We start from the raw sequence: 21,126 nt of genomic DNA on the forward strand, positions 1-21,126 counted from the left end.
TCTACCAACACTTTTCAACATCGTGTCTGTGAAACTCAATTTATGCATGTAGCTTTACCAATATTTTTAAGGGGAAATCATAATGGAAATCTCACATCGAGAAATTTATGCGCTTGTAGACATTAATAATTGTTATGTCAGCTGTGAGCGACTATTCAACCCCAAACTTATTGGTTTGCCTGTTGTAGTACTTTCTAATAACGATGGATGCGTTGTATCACGCAGCGAAGAAGCAAAAGACTTGGGTATAAAAATGGCAATCCCATGGTATCAAATTGAAAAAGAAGCTCTGCAAGCAGGCGTACACGTCTATTCAAGCAACTACACTTTATATGCCGAAATGTCACGTCGCTTTTTTTCAGTTTTAGGTGAATTTTTTTCCCCTGATGATTTAGAAGCTTATTCTATTGATGAATGCTTTATCCGTCTGACCCCTTATCTTCAATCTCTAGATATCCATTCTTATTGCGCCAAAGTCGTGAAAACCTTAGAAAAATGGTTAAGCTTACCTTGCTGTATTGGCATCGGCTATTCAAAAACTCAAGCTAAGTTAGCCAATCACTATGCAAAAAAAATTAAAAGCTTTAATGGGATTTGTAATTTTACCACCTTAGATCCCTTACTTCTTGAAGACCTCATGCAACACACTTCGGTCAAAGAAGTTTGGGGAGTTGGCTACCAATTGGTCAAACAATTACGAAGCTATGAAATTTATTCATGCCTAGACTTAACTTTTGCCAATGAACATCATCTAGCAAAAGCTTTTTCTGTGGTTATGGCACGTACCATTCGTGAGCTAAAAGGCCAATCCTGTATTCAACTTGATGATCCCGCTATTTCAACAAAACGAATTTTAGCATCACGCAGTTTTGCTCAAGCTTTATCCAGCCTTGAGATTATTAAACAAGCGCTTATCTTTCATCTCAACCGTGCTCACCGCCGTTTAATGAAACAAGAGCAACTCTGTGCCTGCATTCAAGTCATGCTTTATGAAAAAATAGATAAATCACCTTATAAAAAAGCCTCATCTCAAGCGATTGGCTTAAATTATGCAACAGATGATCTATGCATAATAACTAAAGCAGCAATGCAACAAATTGATGTTTTATATAAAGAAAATAAAAAATACATTAAGATTGGAGTTTTATTTTGTGGTTTGCATGCCCGTCAACATCACATTGATGATTTATGGCAACCTCTTGAGTTGATTCAGCAAAGACAACAACTCATGAAAACACTAAGTACAGTCCGTAATCGATTCGGTAGTCACTATTTACAAGTGGGCTATCATTCACGTAGCCCATCTTGGCATATGAAACAATGTCACCGTTCAAAAAACTATCTAACCCGATGGAATGAGCTACTTTTAATTGGAGAGAATTCTATGACCGTTACACAAAATACATGAACTGTTTTTGTCAATTCAGTTTAAAATAAGCTTCATTAAATTACTTGAAATTTTGTCATTTTTTAACATTGCTAAATCATCGCAAAATTCACAATATATAAGCCGAATTTGGTATACCCTTTCTGCGACAATTAAAACAAATTATAAAAAAATTGTAGAAACCTATGCCATAATAAGCAAACTTTGCAGACATCTTGCAAAGGATATTTGCAACTTTAGAGCTGGAGCAATCTGAATGAGTTCGACCATTTTGGTGATTCATGGACCGAATTTGAATTTGCTGGGAAAACGCGAACCAGAAGTATATGGTCATCTTACATTAGGTGATATTAACCAACAACTCGTTATCCAAGCTCAAAACGCTTCAATTACATTAGATACTTTTCAAAGCAATTGGGAAGGTGCCATTGTTGACCGTATTCATCAGGCACAAACCGAAGGCGTAAAACTTATTATTATTAATCCTGCGGCCCTCACCCATACTTCCGTTGCCCTACGCGATGCCCTACTCGGCGTTGCCATTCCATTTATTGAAGTACATTTGTCGAATGTTCATGCAAGAGAAGCATTCAGACATCATTCATATTTATCTGATAAAGCAATTGGCGTGATTTGTGGTCTAGGTGCAAAAGGCTATAGCTTTGCACTCGATTACGCTATTGAAAAAATTCAACCATCTAACCCAAACTAGTTTAGGAATAGTCGCCCATGGATATCCGCAAAATTAAGAAACTCATCGATTTAATGATTGAGTCTGACTTGCAAGCGATTGAAGTTAAAGAAGGTGATCAATCAATCGCTTTAACTCGCCGTAATCCAGTCGTTGCTGCGGCTGGTGTAGCACTTCCGGCAGCTTCTGTTGCAGAAGCACCAGTAGCAAAAACACCACGTGGAGCAGTTGAACCTTCTCCAATGGTTGGTGTGTTCTACGCTGCTCCAAGCCCAGGTGAAGCACCATTTGTTAAAGTAGGCCAAACTGTATCTGCTGGTGAAACTTTGGGTATTATTGAAGCAATGAAAATCATGAACCCAATTGAAGCAACTCAAAGTGGCGTGGTTGAAGAAATTTTAGTGAAAAATGGTGATGTTATCCAATTCGGTCAACCTTTATTCCGTTATCGCGCGTAATTACCTCGGGGACGTCTATGTTGCAAAAAGTTTTAATTGCAAACCGTGGTGAAATCGCTTTACGAATTACCCGGGCTTGCAAAACATTAGGAATCAAGACTGTTGGGATCTATTCAGATGCCGATAAGGACTTGATGCATTTACGTTTTGTTGATGAAGCAGTATGTATTGGTCCGGGTGCAAGTAGTGATAGCTATTTAAATATCCCGGCAATTATTACTGCTGCAGAAATTACCGGTGCCGATGCTATTCATCCCGGCTATGGTTTTCTTTCAGAAAATGCTGAATTTGCTGAAATTGTAGAAAGTTCAGGTTTTACTTTTATTGGCCCTCGCCCAGAACATATTCGCCTTATGGGGAATAAAGTTTCTGCGATTGTTGCCATGAAAAAAGCTGGTGTACCTACTGTACCTGGTTGCGACCATGCTGTGACCATCCACAATGCCTTGGCAGAAGCTAAAGAAATCGGCTTCCCGCTTATTGTTAAAGCGGCATCTGGTGGTGGCGGACGTGGTATGCGTATTGTTGAGCGTGTAGATACACTACTTGAATCAGTTCAAGCAGCACAACGCGATGCAGAAATGTGGTTTGGTGACGATACAGTTTACATGGAGCGTTTTTTACAGAAACCTCGCCATGTCGAAGTTCAAATTCTTGGTGATGGTAATGGTCATGCGATTCATTTATATGACCGCGACTGTTCATTACAACGTCGTCATCAAAAAGTGCTAGAAGAAGCGCCTGCCCCAAATCTACCAGAACAAGCTCGAGCTGATATTCTAGAAGCATGTGTTCATGCATGTCAGTTAATGCAATATCGCGGTGCTGGTACGTTTGAATTTTTATTTGAAGACGGTGAATTCTTCTTTATCGAAATGAACACTCGTGTTCAGGTAGAGCACCCTGTTACTGAAATGGTGACTGGTGTTGACATTATTGAACAACAGCTACGTATTGCAGGCGGCCTAGGACTAGAACTTCAACAAGAAGATATCAAAGTTCAAGGACATGCAATCGAATGTCGTATCAATGCTGAAGACCCAACAACTTTCTTACCTTCACCAGGTAAAATCGAAAGTTTCTATGCACCAGGCGGTGCTGGTATTCGTTTAGACTCTCATATCTATCCAGAATATAGCATTCCACCTTACTATGACTCTATGATTGCCAAATTGATTTCTCATGGTAAAGACCGTGAAACGTCAATTGCACGTATGCGTCAAGCTTTAGATGAAATGATCCTTACAGGAATTAAAACCAATATTCCTCTGCATAAAGATCTTATTTTGCAAGATAAGAGCTTCTGCTCTCAAGCAATGGACATCCATTACCTTGAAAAACACTTGCTAAAGCAATTGGAAGAAAAGAAGAAAGCTGAAACTGTATAATAAAAAAAGCCTCTTATAAATAAGAGGCTTTTTTTATATCTATTACTTTATGGTAGTACTCTACGCAAAGTCGCAAAACACTGTTCACCCTTAGCGGTTGAACAGAAGTTAATAGTATGATCATTTTTCCACTGTACAAAATATTGAGAAACATCACCTGTTTGATCTTGTTTCTGTCCAGAACAATCCATTTTATTATTATCAAATTTAATTTGCATGACCAAAGCAGCTAACTGCTCTTTAGGATCATCTGACGGTTGATATTCATATAAGCCATATGACCATTCTTGACCACTTTTGATCACTACATCATTACTACTACGGAAGTTATAATATTCCACACATTTCTTATTATTTGGAATTTCCATTCCCCATAATCCCATAATTTCAGGACGCGTAACAATACGTATAGCATTAGGATTACTTGCAGTCCGAACGGGTTGTTCGGCTGGCTGTTGAGTAGCCGTTTCTGCCACAGCTAAACCAGAACAAGCCCACAATAATCCAATAATATAAATATTTTTCATAGATTTATTAATCATTAAACGCATGAAGTTAAGTTAGCATATTTTTTGACAAAATCACGGGTTCATAACCATATAAAAACAATATTTTTCAACTGTAACGTGCTACAACAAGTCATCAAACAATTTTATATTTACTTGCTTTTTTCAATATAAATGCCTTGTTTTACATTATCTCAAGCTTATGCCGTTGAAGAATCGATGTGTTTAGGAAGCCACATTACAAAGCATAAACCTAAGAGCACAACCAAGCTGGCACACATAAAGATGAGCTCACCGGAAAAAATTTTCCAAAAATGCCCAGCCAGAACACTACCAAAAGCCACACCCAACCCCCACATGGTGCTGTAAAGAGCTTGTCCACGCCCTTGTTGTCCAGCCGAGAAATTTTGAAAAATAACTCGCATTGCAATTAAGTGAAATAGACCAAAACTAAAAGCATGCAAACACTGCGCAAAAATTTGACCAACAAAGTAATGCGAAAATAGTGCAACTAACATCCAACGTATACTCGTCACTAGCAAACATACAATCACCAAACTACGCCATGAAAAACGTTGAAAAACCTTTGGAGCAATTGAAAACATAAAAATTTCTGCAAAAACACCCATAGCCCATAAAAATCCAATTTCAGTCGTACTAAAATTCAAAGATTTCAGAAAATTACTATAAAAACTATAAAAAGGTGCATGTGAAAAAAGTAAAATAAATTCAATTATAAAAAATGCAGCTACTGTCGGGCGTTTAAGTACAGGAAGTAAAGGCTCCAACTGCTTTTGTGAGGTAGGTGCACCATCCGGTTCTCGAATTGTGAAAGACCAAATAAATGCCAATGAAGCAATAATTAATAATAAAATCGGAAGCATCGAAATAGGTACTATTTCTAGAAGTGCACCAATAACGAAAACGCCTACAATGAATCCAACAGATCCCCACTTACGAATTTTGCCATAGAGTTTAGCTTTTTGATCACCCAACCAAAATAAAGTAACTCCTTCAAATTGAGCTAAAATAGCATTTTGAAAGAAGCTAAAAATAAGCATGAGTAAAGCAATAGATTGAAAGGTATTTGGAACTATAAAAATAGCCAACCATATACATGATTCCATCCAAGTCGCCAAACGTACTAGTAGCATTCTTTTACCAGATTTGTCAGCAATCCACCCCCAAACTAAAGGCGCAAAAAAACGCGTTACAATGGCAATTGATGATAAAATACCAATTTCTTGATAGTTAAACCCCTGATCTTGAAGATATAAGTTCCAATAAGGCATGAAAGTGCCAACAATTGAATAATAGAAAAAGTAGAATCCGCCGAGTCTAGTTTGGATTGTAAGTGGTTGCATTAAGTTGCTTTATCTTGAATTTTCAAATAGTTAATTATAATTAAAGTTGCATCCATTTGTACTGATATGCTGTATTTTGCACTTCACTAATCTACAAATCAGTCTACAAATTTAATTTCCAATCAATTTAAAAAAATTTGTAGACTGCATGCTTTTTAAGCAGAAACTACTCATCAAATTACTAATCGTCGCAATTCTATCATTTCGATTAGAACGTAAATGAATTATTGTTGACAGAAATAATAAAAACCCTCTAAAGAGAGCTTTAGTTTTTTATACCATTTAGAAAAGTTGAAACCGCCATCTCAACACGTTCATCTATTTGGCTATCAGAAACTATTTCACCAGATATAATTTTGAATTGTAGATCTGAGATGAGCATATCGCAAAATAAAGCACCCATGACTTTCGGTTTTGAAACTTTTATCTCCCCAACTTCAGCTCTTCTCATTAAAAGATCTGCGGCTAAAGTATATGCGCTAACTGGGCCTAATTGTACGAATGTCTTTGCAAACTCGGGATAACGAGTCGCTTCGGAAAGTACCAGTTTCTGTAAAGCAATTACGCGTGAAGATAAAAGTACTGATAAAAATATTCTTCCAAAAGAAGTGAGAGCTTGCTCAATAGAACCACCTTCTATAGGCAAAGCTTTTAGTGGATCAAGTACTTGCTGGCATACATCAGCAATCACACTCCTAAAAAGCCCTTCTTTATCTCCAAACTGAGCATATAGGTCCCTTTTAGATCCGCCTATCTTAGAAATAATTGCATTAATAGAGACTCTTGAATAACCATGCTCCAGAAACATATCACCTACTGTCTGAATTATAAGGCGATTTTTATTATCAATTTGCTTGGTTTTGATACTTTCACTTATCACAATTCTTTCCTACAAAATAAAAGGCGTGCCATGGCTATTGACATTACCATATACAAAAGTATGATGGTAACAATCATTACCATCAACCCTGAACAGGAATTACCTTCTTATGGCATCCTTAATTCAAAATGCTTTAGCAAGTAATTACGCATTAGTTATTGGAAGAATAGTTTTATCTTCATTTTTTTTAATTGCTGGTATTTTTGGTGTTTTTAACTTTGATGCTGTTGTTAATGAAATGATTGGAGCGAATCTACCGCTTCCTCAATTATTTGCTTTTGCAACTATAGCTGTTCAACTTGTAGGATCAATTCTACTTATTTCAAATTTTGCAGGACTTACATGGTTAGGTGCAGGAATACTTGCCGTTTTCACTTTACTTTGTATTCCTGTTGGACACCCCTTTTGGGAATTAGCTGAACCACAGAGAACTCAAGATTTCCAAATTGTTTTAGAACATATTGCTTTAACTGGAGGACTTCTCTTAGCAGCAATAGCCACCAAGAAATAAGTTTAGATAAAAAATATTAAAATCTTCTGTATTATATGAGTCCTATTTCCCGCAGGACTCATTACTTACTTATCATGTCTCTATCTTTACCTTGAAATGTACATTCTCAAAGCAGAATACACAGTAAGACTAGAACCTTCATAAGGAAACTCGGTTAGCAGCGGTCCAGCCATAGAAGAATTGTTCTTGTCGTGGATTATGCTCACAAATTTCAATATAGCGTTGACCTTGCATGATATTAAACACGTACCAGAGTCTTTTCACCCTCTTTACTACGTTTGGACAAGTACACTTTAAGGGCATTTATTGTTGCTGATCCATGAATCCCATCTACTGCAAGATCTCGCCAACCTGCTTTACCTTAGTTATTCAGTAAATTTAAAGCACGTTATAAAAGTGGTGTTACAAAGCCAGTACCACAGTTCCCATCGGTATCTAAAAGTTCTTCAGCAATAGCAGAAGAAGTAGAATCCACCGAGTCTAGTTCGGATTGTAAGTGGTTGGAACAAGTTGTAAACCTTGGTATTTTCAATAGGTTAAAATTCGAGATAGTTGTATATATCAAAGCACCCCAACCCTACAATTTTAACACTTTGTTTTCCAATACAAATAAATAATTTATTAATAACCAGTTTTGCCCTTAAAATCTTTTTTTATTGATAAGAAAGATTAAATAAAGATAAGAGAACTGTAATTTAATTTGTACAATGTGTTAACTTGTGTAAAAATACATTTAATATTCATAAGGTATTTATTCATCAGATGTTTTTTCTTATTTTTTTAATTTGTCTTTTTCTGTTTTTACTTATTCTAAAACAACATTACCGTTAATCACCTTTTTACATCTATCTTTTCTTTAAATGTTCAAATTAAGCTTAGCTTAAATATTAAATCTAAAACTCTTGGGTATTTGCATTACCAATCCAACTCCAGAAACTTACTCAATATCAAATTCCAACAGATCATTAATAAGTGACTGTAACAACTATAGTGTCTGAGTAGTTACCTGGAGTCGTTGAAATAGTTGTACCCTGCGGAATTTTTCCATAGACATTTGTACTTTGAGCATTCCCCGATCCCGTCTTAGATACGCCCCCAGCGCCTCCAATTGCGGTTACACCACCAGTTGTGTTCCATACCGTACTATAAGTCGAGTTCTGATATAGCTGATAAGGAATGTATTGACTACTACCATTTGTCATACGTCTAAAACTGCCAACAATACGGTTATTTCCATCCCCCAAATAAATGCTATATGGTGTTCCATTGTTACAAGTCGTATTCACTGCGCCTTGTGCTGTGTAATCACGAGTGGCTGTGCCAATATCATTAATATTGCCGAAATCTACATTTGAAGTTGAATCTAATTGACACAAACTTGGCATAACATAATTAGCAGTTATAGTGGCATTACCTGAGTCCCACCCGCCTCCACTATTTCCTTCACAAACAGTGCCAGAGCTTGCCTGCATATCCCAGAAAAGCTGAACCGTACCAGTATATGTACCTTTAGGGTACGCAATAAGAGAACCAGTGCGGGCTGGAACTTTTACATTTACAGAGTAACTAATAATATTATTTGAAGCGACTGTTCTCATTGGTCCATACCAAACATTAGAGGTCTGATTTGTGTTAGAAGAGCCTGCGCCGCCTACAGTTGCAGTAACCGTATAAGGCAATGAAACGCTATTATTAGCATTTGTGGTGCCGGTAAATACGGTTTTCATACACATATAAGCTGAAATTTCAGGAGTAGTACGCCCCCCAAGGCAGCTAATCGTGCCGGAAAAATTGATGTTTGCATCACTATTAATTGTGGCGGCCGTATAGGTATACGTACTATTAGTGGTTCCGGTTACCGTACAAGCCGCATGTGCAGAGCTAAAAAATGCATATAATATAAAAAACAGAACAGGTGCTAAAATATACTTTATGGCCAATGAAAACTTTTTACTATTCATCCAAAAACTATGGCTCGCAGTAGTTATTGACATACATAAGGCCCCAATTTTTTAGCACTGTATTGATTATTTTCATACGCAAAATTAACTTGGCATGAACCATGATCCAGAAGATCGACTTCAAGTTTGTTTTGTTTTAATAGATTTGGAATAAATACTTCACCGTCGTAACCCAGTACTCCATCTTCTTGGCCATTAATTCGAACTGTATAACCCGGCAATAAAGATGAGTTGTTCTGATCAACAAGTTTTACCAGTCCAGAAATGACTTGATGAGCACCAAAGTCAACCAGAGTGCCTTGGCGATAACCTACAAATGCTGTTTGGTTAGTTGATGTAACATCCCATTCTAAAGGTAAATATGATGGATCAAGATAGATATGATGAAGCTGATAGGGTCTTAAATTTGAAATTAAGAATCGACCAGTTCGATCAGTCGCTCCTAAATTGACTCCACCATTTAGAATTTGGCTTTGCGGTCCAGCATTAGTCACGACCGCGTAGCCGTCTCCAATTTCATTGGCCGCAAAAATCCGTCCTGCTGCCGCAACCAACGATCCTGTCGCTGAAACTGCAACTTGGTCGTTTTCCCCAATTCGGTTATATCGACCTGTCAGGTAAGCAGCACGGGCACGGTAAGAAGCATACACCGATGCATTGTTTTGATTGGCATCCTGATCGCGCTCAACATAACCTCCCCATCCAAATGCACCGATTTGTGGGTCACTAAATCCATTTATTTCTTGTCTATACGTTGTTTTTCCACTTTCACTAGATACACTCGTAATCGCATTGATTCTAGTAGACGGTGTATAACGCAGTGCAAAGTAAATGCCATAGTCTTTGTGGTTTTCATAATCTTTATACGCTGAGGTATAAAATCCCCAGTTCTTGTTCAGGCTTCCGCTTAAATTGGCAGACAATAACTTATAAGAGTTGTCGCTAAATTTGATCTGGTTATAGCCCAAATAAGCCCCATAGCCTGCATAAAAATTATAGTTAATCCCAGCCCTAAAAATCTCATCTGCCAGCGCACTGTAGCTCAGATAGTTCTGTGGCTGAGAAGTAATCTGGTTGGCTTTTAAATATCGAATTTGAGACACACGGGCAAGGTCAAAGTAATTATCGAATACTTTGCGGTAACTGGTATTAAATGAAATATTCTTACTAATCCGTCCCTCTAAACCAACCAAGGCAGAATAACCGTTTTCATCTTTATACTGGCTCGCCGCAATGTCGGCATTAATTACCCCAAAACCAAACAGGTTCTTGGCAAAACCCGTCCCGAGGTTCGACAAACCATCTGTTGAAGCCTCTGCAGCACCGCTTAAGGTCAGTGAGTTGCTGTAACCGTATCGAATCGCACCCGAAGCAAAGGTGGCATCATCATAATCGTTTGAATACAGCCCATAGTTATAGCGTGGCACCCCGACATCTACTGAAAATTCATTAATGCCTTTGGCTAAAATTTTAGATGAAAAATAGTAAGCCTGTTTGGTAATGCTCTGTTGCCCCGTTGCATCGGTGGTCACAAGCGTGACTTCATTACCCGAAATAAACGGGAGCTGCTTAACGTCAAACGGGCCTGAAGGCACAAGTCCTGAATAAATCTTTTGCTGGTTAACATATAAATCTAATGTTGAAGGCAGTGCAGCCGAACCGGAAAATTGTGGTAATGCCGAAGTGACAATATCACCACGTTGGGTATAAGCACTCGACCACTGGAAACCTGCCAGACGTACGCTATTTCCCCAATCCGAACCATTGGAAATAAAGTCTCCTAAGGTATATATTCTGATCTTTTCAGGGTCTACATACTGCCACTTACTTTCCAGACGTACCCACTTTTCATGGCTATAACTAGTTTCATTACTGCCGTTGTATAAAACCCCTGATGAAAAGTTACCAATTGCACTGTTAAAAATCCCCTCTGCCGAACCGGAGAAAACATTCTCGTCATTGGTCAAGGTATGATACAGGCTATAGTTAAAAATGGCTGCGTTTAAGGGCTTCATTTTTAGTAAATGAGGACTGGTAATCTGCTGGCCATTTAAGTCAACTGAATAATCCGTCAACATGCTTGAAGGAACTTGTAAGTTTAGAGATTGTTCATTCTCTAGATATCTAAACTGGATTCCTTTTAGCTCATTAATACACACCCATTGGCTATCTGGAGTGTGTTCATCCATTTTTACCCTTAAAACTTTTAAGTCACGAGCACGAATATATAGCTTTCCATCTTGATCTTGGCGTACCGATATTAAATCTGTTGAAATATCCGAGTTAATAGAAATCTTTAAGAAAAGCTGTGTATATGCCTTATCAGAACTAAACACCTGATGAGAAGAGCTTGTAACTTCCGGAATACTTGGTAAAGCAATATTGGTGTTATCTTGCAATGATTCAGCAAAAGCATGAATCGGCAAGTACATAACACATAAGGCACTTACGAGATATTTCATATGTGCCTCTTTAAAGAGATGTTTGCTTACCGTTAATATTCAATGAAATATTATATTTATGATCCGCTTGAAATTTAAAATCAGGGCTAATATTAAAATTTTTTGCTTTGCCAGCAAGAATATAACCATTCACCGTATTTACTTTAATGGCATAGCTTTTATTTTCTGTTACATCAACAAGTGTTAAATTATTTAAAAGTGCGTGTCGATTGCCAACATTGCTAATCATAAGAGAAGAATTATTTTGTTCTTGTTGTATTGACCACGTAAGTTTAGTAATTGCATCTTTATTTACGACAAATAAAGGCAATGACGAACGTAGTAGTACGTTAATCCCTTGATCAGCTTTACGGTTATCAATCGGTTTCGGTAGTTCATCAATAATAATACGGTATGTTTGCTCACCAGAAACTGGTGCTGGATTAATTCTAACTACACGTAAGTTATAAGAATCATTAGGTTGTAATTTTAAAAACGGGGGGCTAACCGCAATCTCATCTGTAGGTATGAGTTGATCTTGCCCAGCATTTTGGCGCCATTCAAATACACGTACCTGCAAATCAGTGCTTTCATTTGACTGGTTATATAGGCTAATTGAGGACGCCGATTGATCATTTAATATTTCAACACTTACAGGCGAAAGACGAATTGATGCAGCGTTCAGCATACTAGGCAAAAATAACAATAAACTTGTAATAACAAAGATATTTTTTCTCATGATTTGCCCAGAACTACTTTTCTCAAATTAGGCTAGCTCTCTCAATCAAGAGCTAGCAATGACACAATAAAACTTATTAAAAATTAATAAGTCACTGTTACAGTTACGGTGTCAACATAGCTACCTGCGCTTGGTAAAGTCGTCCCAGCAGGGATACGGCCATATACGTTAACTGCTTGTGGCGCACCAGTACCAGTACCGCTATATGCAGTTGTTGCAATACCAATCGCTGTTGCACGATTAGTGTCAGAGAAGAGGTTGTAAGGGATATATTCGTTGCTTGTTGCGCCACCAATCATACGACGTTGAGTCGTTTGAGCATTTTTGCCAGCATCAAAAGCCAAAGTCCATGGCACAGTGTTGTTACATAAAACTTTAATTGCAGTACCACCCGTTGTTGTGGTGTCTGCATCCACGTTGCTAGCAAGAGAACTTAAAGTACCGAAATCTAAAACTGCATTTGCTGTTGTACCTGTAGCTGAAGTATTCAATACACAACTATTCGTAATTGTTGCTTTAACAGTCAAGGTGCCTGTTGCAGTTGCAGCATTTGCGGCATTGATAGACATTAAACCCATAGCAATTGCTGATAAACAAATGAGAGACTTTTTCATGGTTAAAAACCTTTTTTACATTACGCCAATAAAATTAATAGATGTAAAAACTAGCCTTCCCCAACACAATCACTAGCTTTTCTGATTGTTTTTTCAAAGCATTATTTTTTTACTCTACTGACCGCGCATAATACAAAAAAACAACAAAAACACTAACATAAGTTTCATTTTAAATATCAATTAATAGTTCAACTTCTGATGAATTTCTCAATTAGAAAAATTTTTATGGTTTATTACACTTTTTATATAAATTTTCGATACTTTTATTCAGTTTTTATTAGTTTTACTAAAAAAATTATAGCTTTTCATTAGTTAAAATTTACCATCACTTTTAGTAATTTATAATTTTTTAACCTTTGGTCAAAAAAACAAGAATAAAAAGTAAACTACTGATTGTTCTATATATTTTAAATGAATAAGAAAACAATATTTTATGAATAAGAAATCTAAGTAACTTATAACAGTTCTAGGATTTTTTAAGAATTTTCAGTAATTAAAACAACTTTTCACCTACCATAAGAAGGTAGCATTAGCTTAACTATTTCTAAAAATTAAATGAAAAAACAGGCCGAGAAATCCACCCACCATAGCAAAACCTAATTGTATATAGGCTTTGCCATACCAAGCCAGTTTCCTAAAATGATAGTCTGCACTGCCAGAGTTGATCACAAACATATTCCTAATATCCCAACTATGAAATCCTTTAGGTCTCTCAGCAAAAAAATCTAGAATAGGCGTAACCCCTAAAACAATAAAATACCCAGTAAGGGATAAATGATATATCCTGGAAAGATAGGATTATCCTTTCGTTCCATAGAGTCAAAGATGATAGCCGTAGCTACTAACAAACTTTGTATTAGAACGACTTTTTTAAAAGTATCTAAATCAAAACCTAAATAGAACATTAAAGTTAAGAAAAAGACTCCCGTTAGAAGAATAAAGCATATTAATAAATTCCAATTCATTTCAGTCCTTAAATAATTTTTAGAATCTTATATAGTTGTAGTAATGTCTATTAAAAAATATTATTTCAATTTATTTATATTAGCAAACAACAATTAAATAGCACAATATTAAGTATTCCAAAACACAAAATAACATTCAAATAATTCTCTTATTTTTAAATAAATCTAAATTTACATTTAGTTATATAGTTTTTTATAAATTAATTTAACAAAATATATTTTTCAGTACAACTAAACATTTATAAAATCCATTAATTTTATAATTTATCTTAATGCTAAAATCTTCAGATTAAATATTATTTATAGTCAAAATACTTTCTATTTAAAAATATATTTTTAAATCAAGCGAGCCTTTAAATGTACTCTTTCTTGTCCCCTAAAACTAACAATTCCATACTTGTAGTTTTACTCGCTTCTTGGCAAGGTATGTGCCAGTAAAACATTAGGAATTTGTTCCAATATGGCGAGTCCAGCACAAATCATTCGACATAAATTTCTCAATACATTTTTTTCACGCCATTCTCTCTGGTTCTTATGTATTTTTACTGCACTCAGCATTACATGGTTTCGCACTGTATATACCCCTCATAGTATCTATTATTTTATTTCAGATACTCTACTTAACGGTTTATGGGTACTCACGGGTGCACTAAGCTTATTAGGCCTTTATGATGTTTTGCAGAATAAACATTCAATTTTAAGAAACTACCCAATTATGGGGCATTTCCGTTTTTTGTTTGAAGATATACGCCCAGAAATTCGTCAATACTTTATTGAAGCGGATCAAGATGCCCTACCTTTTTCGCGTATGCAAAGAAGTCTAGTTTATCAACGCGCTAAGAATGAAAATGCAGATAAGCCTTTTGGTTCAATCATTGACGTTTATCAAGAAAACTATCGCTTTATTGTCCACTCAATAAGCCCTTGCCCGCCAGCAGATCCAAAGAGCTTTCGTATTCAGGTTGGTAATGCACAATGCCTTCAACCTTATAGCGCATCAATCATGAACATTTCTGCCATGAGCTTTGGTAGTTTAAGTGCAAATGCAATCCGCGCATTAAATAAAGGTGCGCAGTTAGGTGGGTTTTATCATGATACTGGCGAAGGTAGTTTAAGCCCTTATCATCTAGAAAATGGCGGTGATATTGTTTGGCAAATTGCCAGTGGTTATTTTGGGTGCCGTACCGTAGATGGGAAATTTGATGAGCAAAAGTTTGCCAAACAATCCCAATTACCACAAATCAAGATGATTGAGCTGAAGCTTTCCCAAGGTGCAAAACCAGGCCATGGTGGTATTTTACCTAAACATAAAATCACCGCAGAAATTGCCGAAATCCGCGGCGTTTCTCGCGATCATGACTGTATTTCTCCTGCAAAGCATTCTAGTTTTTCTACCCCAATTGAAATGATGCATTTCTTACAGAAATTGCGTACATTATCTGGTGGTAAACCAGTTGGTTTTAAACTGTGTATTGGTCAACCTTGGCAATTTATGAGTATTGTTAAAGCAATGCTCGAAACAAAAATTGTTCCTGACTTTATTGTGGTTGATGGTTCTGAAGGTGGTACAGGTGCAGCACCAATTGAGTTTAGCGATAATATTGGTACACCATTACGTGAAGGCTTACGCTTTGTCCATAACACACTTGTCGGTGCAGGGCTAAGAGATCAAGTTAAGATTGGTGCTAGTGGTAAAATCATTAGTGCTTTCGATATTGCCAGTACTTTTGCACTAGGTGCAGATTGGGTTAACTCAGCACGTGGTTTCATGTTTGCTGTTGGATGTATTCAGGCACAAAGCTGTCACACTAACCAATGCCCTGTAGGTGTTGCAACCCAAGATAAAGACCGTCAAAAAGCAATTGATGTACCGACCAAATCAGAACGAGTATTTAATTTTCATAAAAATACATTGCATGCGTTATCAGAAATGATTGCGGCAGCTGGTTTACGTCATCCTTCAGATATTAAAGCCCACCATTTGGCTCAGCGAGTAAATGACCGCGAAATTAAGAACTATGCTCAACTGCATTTTTTCTTAAAAGAAGGTGAACTTTTACAATCTGAACTTAATAATGACGATGATAATTTTTATTATCGGATGTGGAATATGGCTGATGCTAATCATTTCTAATTTATATTAATCCTATCATTTGAGCATTACATTTATAGTGTGATGCTCTTCCATCTTTAAAACTAATTTGTGATTTTTTGATTAAATTTTGTTCTCCTTTTGATTTGTATTTAATAGATTTTTCACCTAATATAAAAGTATAAATAACGTACATATTTTAATTTTATTTAATAAAAAATTTTTAATGCTTATAACAAGAAGGTATTCCATCATGTTGAAAAAAACATTCATCTCTTCTTTTGTTGCACTGGCGGTAGGCTTAAGTAGCTATGCTGTTGCTTGTACACGTGCTGTATATTTAGGTAATAATCAACATATTATTACGGCTCGTTCGATGGACTGGAAAGTTGATACGGGTACAAATTTATGGATTATGCCAAGCGGGGTTACCCGTGATGGTAGTGCAGGCTCCAATTCAATAAAATGGACATCTAAATATGGAAGTGTGATTGCTACAGGTTATGAAGTTTCCACAACAGATGGCATGAATGAAGCTGGATTGGTTGCCAATATTTTATGGTTAGTAGAATCTCAATATCCAGATGTAAAAAAAACTAATAAACCATTACTAAGCATTGCTGCTTGGGCACAATATGTACTCGATAATTTTGCAACTGTAGATGAGGCTGTCAAAGCCTTAGAAAAAGAACCTTACACCATTGTTACCGACAATGTTCCAGGCGAATCAAGGCTTACTACTCTGCATTTATCTATTTCTGACAAAACAGGTGATAGCGCAATTATTGAATATATTGACGGAAAGCAGACTATTCACCATAGTCGTAACTATCAAGTCATGACTAACTCACCTACTTTCGATAAGCAACTCGCACTTGCCGAATATTGGAAACAAATTGGTGGAACGATCATGCTTCCTGGTACAAACCGAGCATCTGATCGCTTTGCACGCGCATCATTTTATATTAATGCAATTCCTAAAAATGATGATAGTAAACAGGCTCAAGCCTCTGTATTTAGTGTGATTCGAAATGCATCTGTTCCCTATGGGCTAAATACTCAAGAAGAACCTAATATCTCTTCGACTCGTTGGCGAACTGTAGCCGATCATAAACAGATGCTCTATTTTTTCGAATCTGCCCTATCCCCAAATGTATTTTGGATCGACTTAAAAAAGATTAACTTTAAAGATGGTAAAACACGTAGACTTGATTTAGGGCCCGATCAAAGTCATATCTATGCAGGTGATGCTACTTCTTCCTTTAAAGTTGCCAAACCTTTTTTATTTTTAAGCCCAACTACTCGTTAATTTATGCCAAAATTTATTGGCATTAACATAAATAATATTAAACATACTGTCTTGGAATTTATATGATGAAGAAATCTCTACTCTTATTGAGTTCTTGTCTACTGACAACGGCTTGTAGCACCACACAAATTGGTACAGATAAAGCAACCGCTCCTACAGTAGTAAAGACAGCTGGTCAACTCAACTGTTTACCAACTGAATTATGTCCTAGCTTGCTCGTTAAATGGAACGAGAATCAAAAAGATCAGCTTCGCGTAGATGTTCATTTAAGTAGTAGTTATAACTTTTATGATATTAACGAGTTAATATTTGATATCGATGGGAAACGATTTAATTATCAACCCGCTCAAGCCACTGAAAAAGCGAATGTAAGCCGATTAGTTCCTAAACATTCAACTACATTCTTTATTATTCCAAGCAAATTCTTGCAAGAGTTTAAAGATGCTCAAAATGTAAACGTTTTAATCAAAACAGATAAAGGAACGATTGAACGCAATATGTATAGTCCACAAAAACAATCTTCAGTTTATAAAAACTTTATGCAGCTTTATCAAAATTCAAAATAAAGCGACAAAGATTAAGTCATGCATCTATCCAGAATTATTGGATAGATGCATTATTTTTTTTAATAATAAAAATGCTTTGGCTTCGCATGTAAAAAGGCCGGAATCAACCCTGTTAAAGCTGCACGTATATCTGCACGTTCATTAATTAATTGATGTGAACCTTCTTCAAGCATTAATAGCGTTTGAAGCCTAAATTTACGACGAATAAATTCGATGTTGTAACGCCAATCAACCGTCTGATCAAGAGCACCTTGAGCAAGCCAGACAGGAATACGGCAAGCAGGCCGCTCTTCCATTTCTTGCATCCATTTTGACATTGCCAAAATCCAGTCCATTCCCATCATTCGAGGCTGCAACGGATCTTTTAAACGAATAAAACGCAAAAATTCAGGATTATGATTATTGCGTCTAAAGTGCCTTGGTACTTGACGCTTAATACGGCGAATAATGCCCAATCCAACTGGATTATGCCACCATGCTGTTTTTGCAGGACGAATCAAAGGAGAAAGTAATAAGACTCTATCTACAATCGGATCTTGGCGTTTTTCAGCATATTCTAATAAATGATGCATCCAAATTGCCCCGCCCGTGCTTTGTCCAATTCCCACCCAAGGTTTAGGCAACTGATCTGCATGTTTCACATATTGATAAACAGCCATCAAAACTTGTTGGTAGTGGTCAAAATTTTGAATACTTGCTGGTGAACCATTACTGAGGCCATGACCAGGTAAGTCATAGGTAATTACACTGAAACCTTGTTCAAGAATTTCTCGAATGATGGGCTGATAAATACCACTATGCTCAAGATAACCATGTAATAAACAGACAGTACCTTGTATTTTGTCTATTTTAGGTTTGAAAACCTGCACATGTAAGCGAAATAATGGCATTTGAACATAGCCCTGCCAATGGTCACATTCAAGTAAATGTAAACCATACAACTTGCGATAGGCCAGTAAATCTCGAGATGGTTCTTCTAGTGTATTTAAATTAAGTGGACTTAAAACCTGTGGTGTGAGATCACGGTTCGGGACCGGTAAATCTAATTGTTTTAATACAGCAGGATTGAGAAACGGGATATCTGACATTAAGGTACCTCTCGACAATCGCTTGAACCAAACAACATGTCGCGAATTGTCGCAAGTAATTCATAATTCGCACGGCGACTATGATCGTAATTTTGTACACTTGGTTGCCAGCGTGTAAGTGGTGTTGGCATCGGAGCTACAACAGGAATCGTTTCTATACCATTTAAAGCAAATAGTCGACGTGTACGTGGCATATGGTATTCATCTGTAACCAACATAACCGTCGGTGCTCCACCTTTTTTCTGAAGCAATAAAGAACTAAATCGTGTATTTTCACAGGTATTCATACTTCGATTTTCTAGTAATTTTGCATCAACACCACGCTCTTTTAACCAAGTTTGCATATAAGGGGCTTCAACACCACTCAGTACAATAGGAAGCTGATTTTGTTTTTCAACTTCTAAGGTTTTTTCCAGTCTCAAGCGTGTATAACCATTAACTACAATATCTTTTCCATTTTTATCTAAGGTTAATCCGCCACCCAATACAACAATTGCATAAGGTTCTGATAATTTTTTAGGCTGGATAGGTATCGGGTTTTTACGGACATACTCAATTTTCTGTTCAGGCTCACTAACAGCTTGTTGATGCTCTGGTACTTCAGGCTTTCTTGCCAAGAACTCTGTATATTGTTCTGTAAGTGCCTTATTTTCAGAGCTATTAATCAAAAATGACTTGTCAACTGGGCTACTTGCTTCATCTGCAGCATCAATTTCTGATTTTTTTACGACCAAAGGAACAGTTACAGTTGCTGTTTCCTTCTCTAAATCTTGTTCCTTTTCTTCTAAGAGAATAATTTGCTGCAAGGCTTTATAGTTCTCTTGAATATAGGTCAGATCAGTTGTCTTTTTTTCACGTAATGCTTTTTCAGTCAGCTTTAAATATGCTTGACGAGCAATCCATAAATTTGAACCAGGTTCTAAATTGTCATGCTCACTTAATGCAGCCTGTCTCTGGCTTTCAGCGGCGACTTGATTAACATCAACCGGTACAAAATAATTAAGTCCAGCTACAATTAATTTTGAATAAAACGGCGAATATAAAAAAACCACGAAACAGCCTAATAGTAAAAATAGCGCGGTGACTACTTGTACTAAACGTACCATTAAGTGTACTTGTGGCATAAAACTATTCCGTATGATTTTCAATTAAACCTAAACTGTTATAAAGCACAGGTTCTGGTTCTAACATAATATGGAAACGCTGATCAACATCATGTTGTACAGCCTGATAAGTTTTCTTTACATCCGTGAGAGATGCATTGGCATAATTGACCAAAACCAACGCTTGTTTATGAAACATTCCCACCATATCGAGTTGTTTACCTTTCCAACCCACCTGATCAATTAACCAGCCTGCTGCAATTTTAACGTTTCCATGGGCTTGAGGATAATGTGGAATTGTTGAGAATTGTGTGATTAAACGTTCAAATTCTTGAGGATTAACGATCGGATTTTTAAAGAAACTACCCACATTTGGATATTCTTTGGGATCAGGGAGCTTACTTTGGCGAATATGGATGACTTGATTTTGTAAGTTCTCGGCAGTCAAGTTGTCTCCGACTGCTTGCTTCAAATCACCATAGTTAAGTTTTAAATGTGGTTGTTTAAGTAATTTAAAAGTAACGTGCGTAATAATGTAACGGTTCGGATCATCTTTAAAAATGCTATGACGATAGGCGAAATGGCAGTCTGCCGCTAAAATTGTCTGAGTTTCTTTTAATTTACGGTCATACACTTGTACTGACTCAATAAACTCACCCACCTCTACCCCATAAGCACCAATATTTTGTACAGGTGAAGCGCCGACTAATCCAGGAATAAGTGCGAGATTTTGTAAGCCAAACCAATTTTGCTTAGTGCTATATAAAACGAAATCATGCCAGACTTGGCCTGCACCAACATTAACTCGAACAAAATCATCATCGTTCGATAAAACTTCAATTCCTTGAATATCAAGATGAATAACCAACGCATTGATCTGTTGCGGCAGTAGCATATTACTACCGCCCGATAATACAAGTACATTTAAATTATGCTGCTCAGCAAAACCCAGAGCTTCCTCAATATCCTGAATAGTTTGGACTTTGGTGTAGTGAGAAACTGTTACATCTAAACTCAAAGTATTGAATGGCTTAAGCTGTACCTGATTTTGAATTTGCATCGT

18 protein-coding genes and 2 pseudogenes are annotated in these 21,126 nt (G+C 36.7%); 8 read left to right on the forward strand and 12 right to left on the reverse strand.

The window, feature by feature from the left end; translation table 11 throughout:
• Positions 1–82: 82 nt before the first annotated feature.
• From MSG66_RS18545 to accC, 4 genes are all read left to right on the forward strand, one after another.
• Entirely contained in the window at positions 83–1,408 is a 1,326-nt protein-coding gene (locus tag MSG66_RS18545; protein WP_133972985.1) for a Y-family DNA polymerase, read from the forward strand.
• Between the two features lie 235 nt (positions 1,409–1,643).
• A complete protein-coding gene (gene aroQ / locus MSG66_RS18550) occupies positions 1,644–2,099 on the forward strand; it encodes a type II 3-dehydroquinate dehydratase (RefSeq protein WP_004791768.1) in 456 nt (151 codons plus the stop codon).
• A gap of 17 nt (positions 2,100–2,116) precedes the next feature.
• Positions 2,117–2,536, forward strand: a complete 420-nt coding sequence (gene accB, locus MSG66_RS18555; protein ID WP_042893985.1) for an acetyl-CoA carboxylase biotin carboxyl carrier protein — start codon at positions 2,117–2,119, stop codon at positions 2,534–2,536.
• A 17-nt stretch (positions 2,537–2,553) separates the two neighbouring features.
• On the forward strand, positions 2,554–3,924 hold the full coding sequence (accC, locus tag MSG66_RS18560; RefSeq protein WP_133972983.1) for an acetyl-CoA carboxylase biotin carboxylase subunit: 1,371 nt from the start codon (positions 2,554–2,556) through the stop codon (positions 3,922–3,924).
• Between the two features lie 47 nt (positions 3,925–3,971).
• On the opposite strand, the gene MSG66_RS18565 is transcribed toward accC, so the two are convergent.
• The 3 genes from MSG66_RS18565 to MSG66_RS18575 all read right to left on the reverse strand — a co-directional run bounded on the left by MSG66_RS18565 (position 3,972) and on the right by MSG66_RS18575 (position 6,674).
• Positions 3,972–4,475, reverse strand: a complete 504-nt coding sequence (locus tag MSG66_RS18565) for a hypothetical protein (RefSeq protein WP_003652266.1) — start codon at positions 4,473–4,475, stop codon at positions 3,972–3,974.
• A gap of 155 nt (positions 4,476–4,630) precedes the next feature.
• A complete protein-coding gene (locus MSG66_RS18570) occupies positions 4,631–5,794 on the reverse strand; it encodes an MFS transporter (protein WP_324654870.1) in 1,164 nt (387 codons plus the stop codon).
• 265 nt (positions 5,795–6,059) lie between these two features.
• Complete coding sequence (locus MSG66_RS18575; RefSeq protein WP_324654871.1) at positions 6,060–6,674, reverse strand: TetR/AcrR family transcriptional regulator; 615 nt, start codon at positions 6,672–6,674, stop codon at positions 6,060–6,062.
• A 109-nt stretch (positions 6,675–6,783) separates the two neighbouring features.
• Here MSG66_RS18575 and MSG66_RS18580 point away from each other — a divergent pair, with 109 nt between their 5' ends.
• A complete protein-coding gene (locus tag MSG66_RS18580) occupies positions 6,784–7,185 on the forward strand; it encodes a DoxX family protein (protein ID WP_262472243.1) in 402 nt (133 codons plus the stop codon).
• A gap of 138 nt (positions 7,186–7,323) precedes the next feature.
• Here the strand turns inward: MSG66_RS18580 and MSG66_RS18585 are convergent.
• The 6 genes and pseudogenes from MSG66_RS18585 to MSG66_RS18610 form a co-directional block, all read right to left on the reverse strand.
• Positions 7,324–7,666: pseudogene (locus MSG66_RS18585) on the reverse strand (putative peptidoglycan-binding domain-containing protein); the annotation flags it as partial.
• Between the two features lie 484 nt (positions 7,667–8,150).
• Complete coding sequence (locus MSG66_RS18590; RefSeq protein ID WP_420714269.1) at positions 8,151–9,179, reverse strand: spore coat U domain-containing protein; 1,029 nt, start codon at positions 9,177–9,179, stop codon at positions 8,151–8,153.
• Entirely contained in the window at positions 9,170–11,578 is a 2,409-nt protein-coding gene (locus MSG66_RS18595; RefSeq protein ID WP_324654887.1) for a fimbria/pilus outer membrane usher protein, read from the reverse strand. The genes MSG66_RS18590 and MSG66_RS18595 overlap by 10 nt, the downstream gene beginning before the upstream one ends.
• A gap of 40 nt (positions 11,579–11,618) precedes the next feature.
• Positions 11,619–12,326, reverse strand: coding sequence for a molecular chaperone (locus tag MSG66_RS18600; protein ID WP_262472245.1), 708 nt, complete (start codon positions 12,324–12,326; stop codon positions 11,619–11,621).
• An 83-nt stretch (positions 12,327–12,409) separates the two neighbouring features.
• Entirely contained in the window at positions 12,410–12,940 is a 531-nt protein-coding gene (locus MSG66_RS18605; RefSeq protein WP_202741797.1) for a spore coat U domain-containing protein, read from the reverse strand.
• Positions 12,941–13,474: 534 nt separating this feature from the next.
• Positions 13,475–13,905, reverse strand: a pseudogene (locus MSG66_RS18610) (hypothetical protein).
• 460 nt (positions 13,906–14,365) lie between these two features.
• Here MSG66_RS18610 and MSG66_RS18615 point away from each other — a divergent pair.
• The 3 genes from MSG66_RS18615 to MSG66_RS18625 all read left to right on the forward strand — a co-directional run bounded on the left by MSG66_RS18615 (position 14,366) and on the right by MSG66_RS18625 (position 17,872).
• Positions 14,366–16,039, forward strand: a complete 1,674-nt coding sequence (locus MSG66_RS18615) for an FMN-binding glutamate synthase family protein (protein WP_003652279.1) — start codon at positions 14,366–14,368, stop codon at positions 16,037–16,039.
• A gap of 211 nt (positions 16,040–16,250) precedes the next feature.
• Positions 16,251–17,306: a linear amide C-N hydrolase gene (locus tag MSG66_RS18620; RefSeq protein ID WP_324654872.1), complete on the forward strand. Its 1,056-nt coding sequence runs from the start codon at positions 16,251–16,253 to the stop codon at positions 17,304–17,306.
• Between the two features lie 62 nt (positions 17,307–17,368).
• Positions 17,369–17,872 (forward strand): hypothetical protein, encoded by a 504-nt coding sequence (locus MSG66_RS18625; RefSeq protein ID WP_324654873.1) that lies wholly within the window; start codon positions 17,369–17,371, stop codon positions 17,870–17,872.
• A 59-nt stretch (positions 17,873–17,931) separates the two neighbouring features.
• Here MSG66_RS18625 and MSG66_RS18630 read toward each other — a convergent pair whose 3' ends face one another.
• Genes MSG66_RS18630 through murB form a run of 3 tightly spaced genes read right to left on the reverse strand, consistent with a single transcriptional unit; the run spans position 17,932 to position 21,123 of the window.
• On the reverse strand, positions 17,932–18,960 hold the full coding sequence (locus MSG66_RS18630; protein WP_005039886.1) for an alpha/beta hydrolase: 1,029 nt from the start codon (positions 18,958–18,960) through the stop codon (positions 17,932–17,934).
• Entirely contained in the window at positions 18,960–20,084 is a 1,125-nt protein-coding gene (locus MSG66_RS18635; protein WP_133972962.1) for a YdcF family protein, read from the reverse strand. The genes MSG66_RS18630 and MSG66_RS18635 overlap by 1 nt, the downstream gene beginning before the upstream one ends.
• Before the next feature lie 4 nt (positions 20,085–20,088).
• Positions 20,089–21,123: a UDP-N-acetylmuramate dehydrogenase gene (murB, locus tag MSG66_RS18640; protein WP_324654874.1), complete on the reverse strand. Its 1,035-nt coding sequence runs from the start codon at positions 21,121–21,123 to the stop codon at positions 20,089–20,091.
• Positions 21,124–21,126: the final 3 nt, after the last annotated feature.

Origin of the sequence: Acinetobacter sp. IK31 (genome assembly GCF_035615195.1) — a bacterium.
In the GTDB taxonomy this organism is placed as follows: domain Bacteria; phylum Pseudomonadota; class Gammaproteobacteria; order Pseudomonadales; family Moraxellaceae; genus Acinetobacter; species Acinetobacter calcoaceticus_C.

Coding starts and splice junctions, on each gene's coding strand:
- MSG66_RS18565 (WP_003652266.1), bottom strand. CDS start 4,475: ATGCGTTTAATGATTAATAAATCTATGAAAAATATTTATATTATTGGA.
- MSG66_RS18620 (WP_324654872.1), top strand. CDS start 16,251: ATGTTGAAAAAAACATTCATCTCTTCTTTTGTTGCACTGGCGGTAGGC.
- MSG66_RS18615 (WP_003652279.1), top strand. CDS start 14,366: ATGGCGAGTCCAGCACAAATCATTCGACATAAATTTCTCAATACATTT.
- MSG66_RS18630 (WP_005039886.1), bottom strand. CDS start 18,960: ATGTCAGATATCCCGTTTCTCAATCCTGCTGTATTAAAACAATTAGAT.
- MSG66_RS18590 (WP_420714269.1), bottom strand. CDS start 9,179: ATGTCAATAACTACTGCGAGCCATAGTTTTTGGATGAATAGTAAAAAG.
- murB (WP_324654874.1), bottom strand. CDS start 21,123: ATGCAAATTCAAAATCAGGTACAGCTTAAGCCATTCAATACTTTGAGT.
- MSG66_RS18605 (WP_202741797.1), bottom strand. CDS start 12,940: ATGAAAAAGTCTCTCATTTGTTTATCAGCAATTGCTATGGGTTTAATG.
- accC (WP_133972983.1), top strand. CDS start 2,554: ATGTTGCAAAAAGTTTTAATTGCAAACCGTGGTGAAATCGCTTTACGA.
- MSG66_RS18580 (WP_262472243.1), top strand. CDS start 6,784: ATGGCATCCTTAATTCAAAATGCTTTAGCAAGTAATTACGCATTAGTT.
- MSG66_RS18600 (WP_262472245.1), bottom strand. CDS start 12,326: ATGAGAAAAAATATCTTTGTTATTACAAGTTTATTGTTATTTTTGCCT.
- MSG66_RS18545 (WP_133972985.1), top strand. CDS start 83: ATGGAAATCTCACATCGAGAAATTTATGCGCTTGTAGACATTAATAAT.
- aroQ (WP_004791768.1), top strand. CDS start 1,644: ATGAGTTCGACCATTTTGGTGATTCATGGACCGAATTTGAATTTGCTG.
- MSG66_RS18635 (WP_133972962.1), bottom strand. CDS start 20,084: ATGCCACAAGTACACTTAATGGTACGTTTAGTACAAGTAGTCACCGCG.
- MSG66_RS18625 (WP_324654873.1), top strand. CDS start 17,369: ATGATGAAGAAATCTCTACTCTTATTGAGTTCTTGTCTACTGACAACG.
- MSG66_RS18570 (WP_324654870.1), bottom strand. CDS start 5,794: ATGCAACCACTTACAATCCAAACTAGACTCGGCGGATTCTACTTTTTC.
- MSG66_RS18595 (WP_324654887.1), bottom strand. CDS start 11,578: ATGTACTTGCCGATTCATGCTTTTGCTGAATCATTGCAAGATAACACC.
- accB (WP_042893985.1), top strand. CDS start 2,117: ATGGATATCCGCAAAATTAAGAAACTCATCGATTTAATGATTGAGTCT.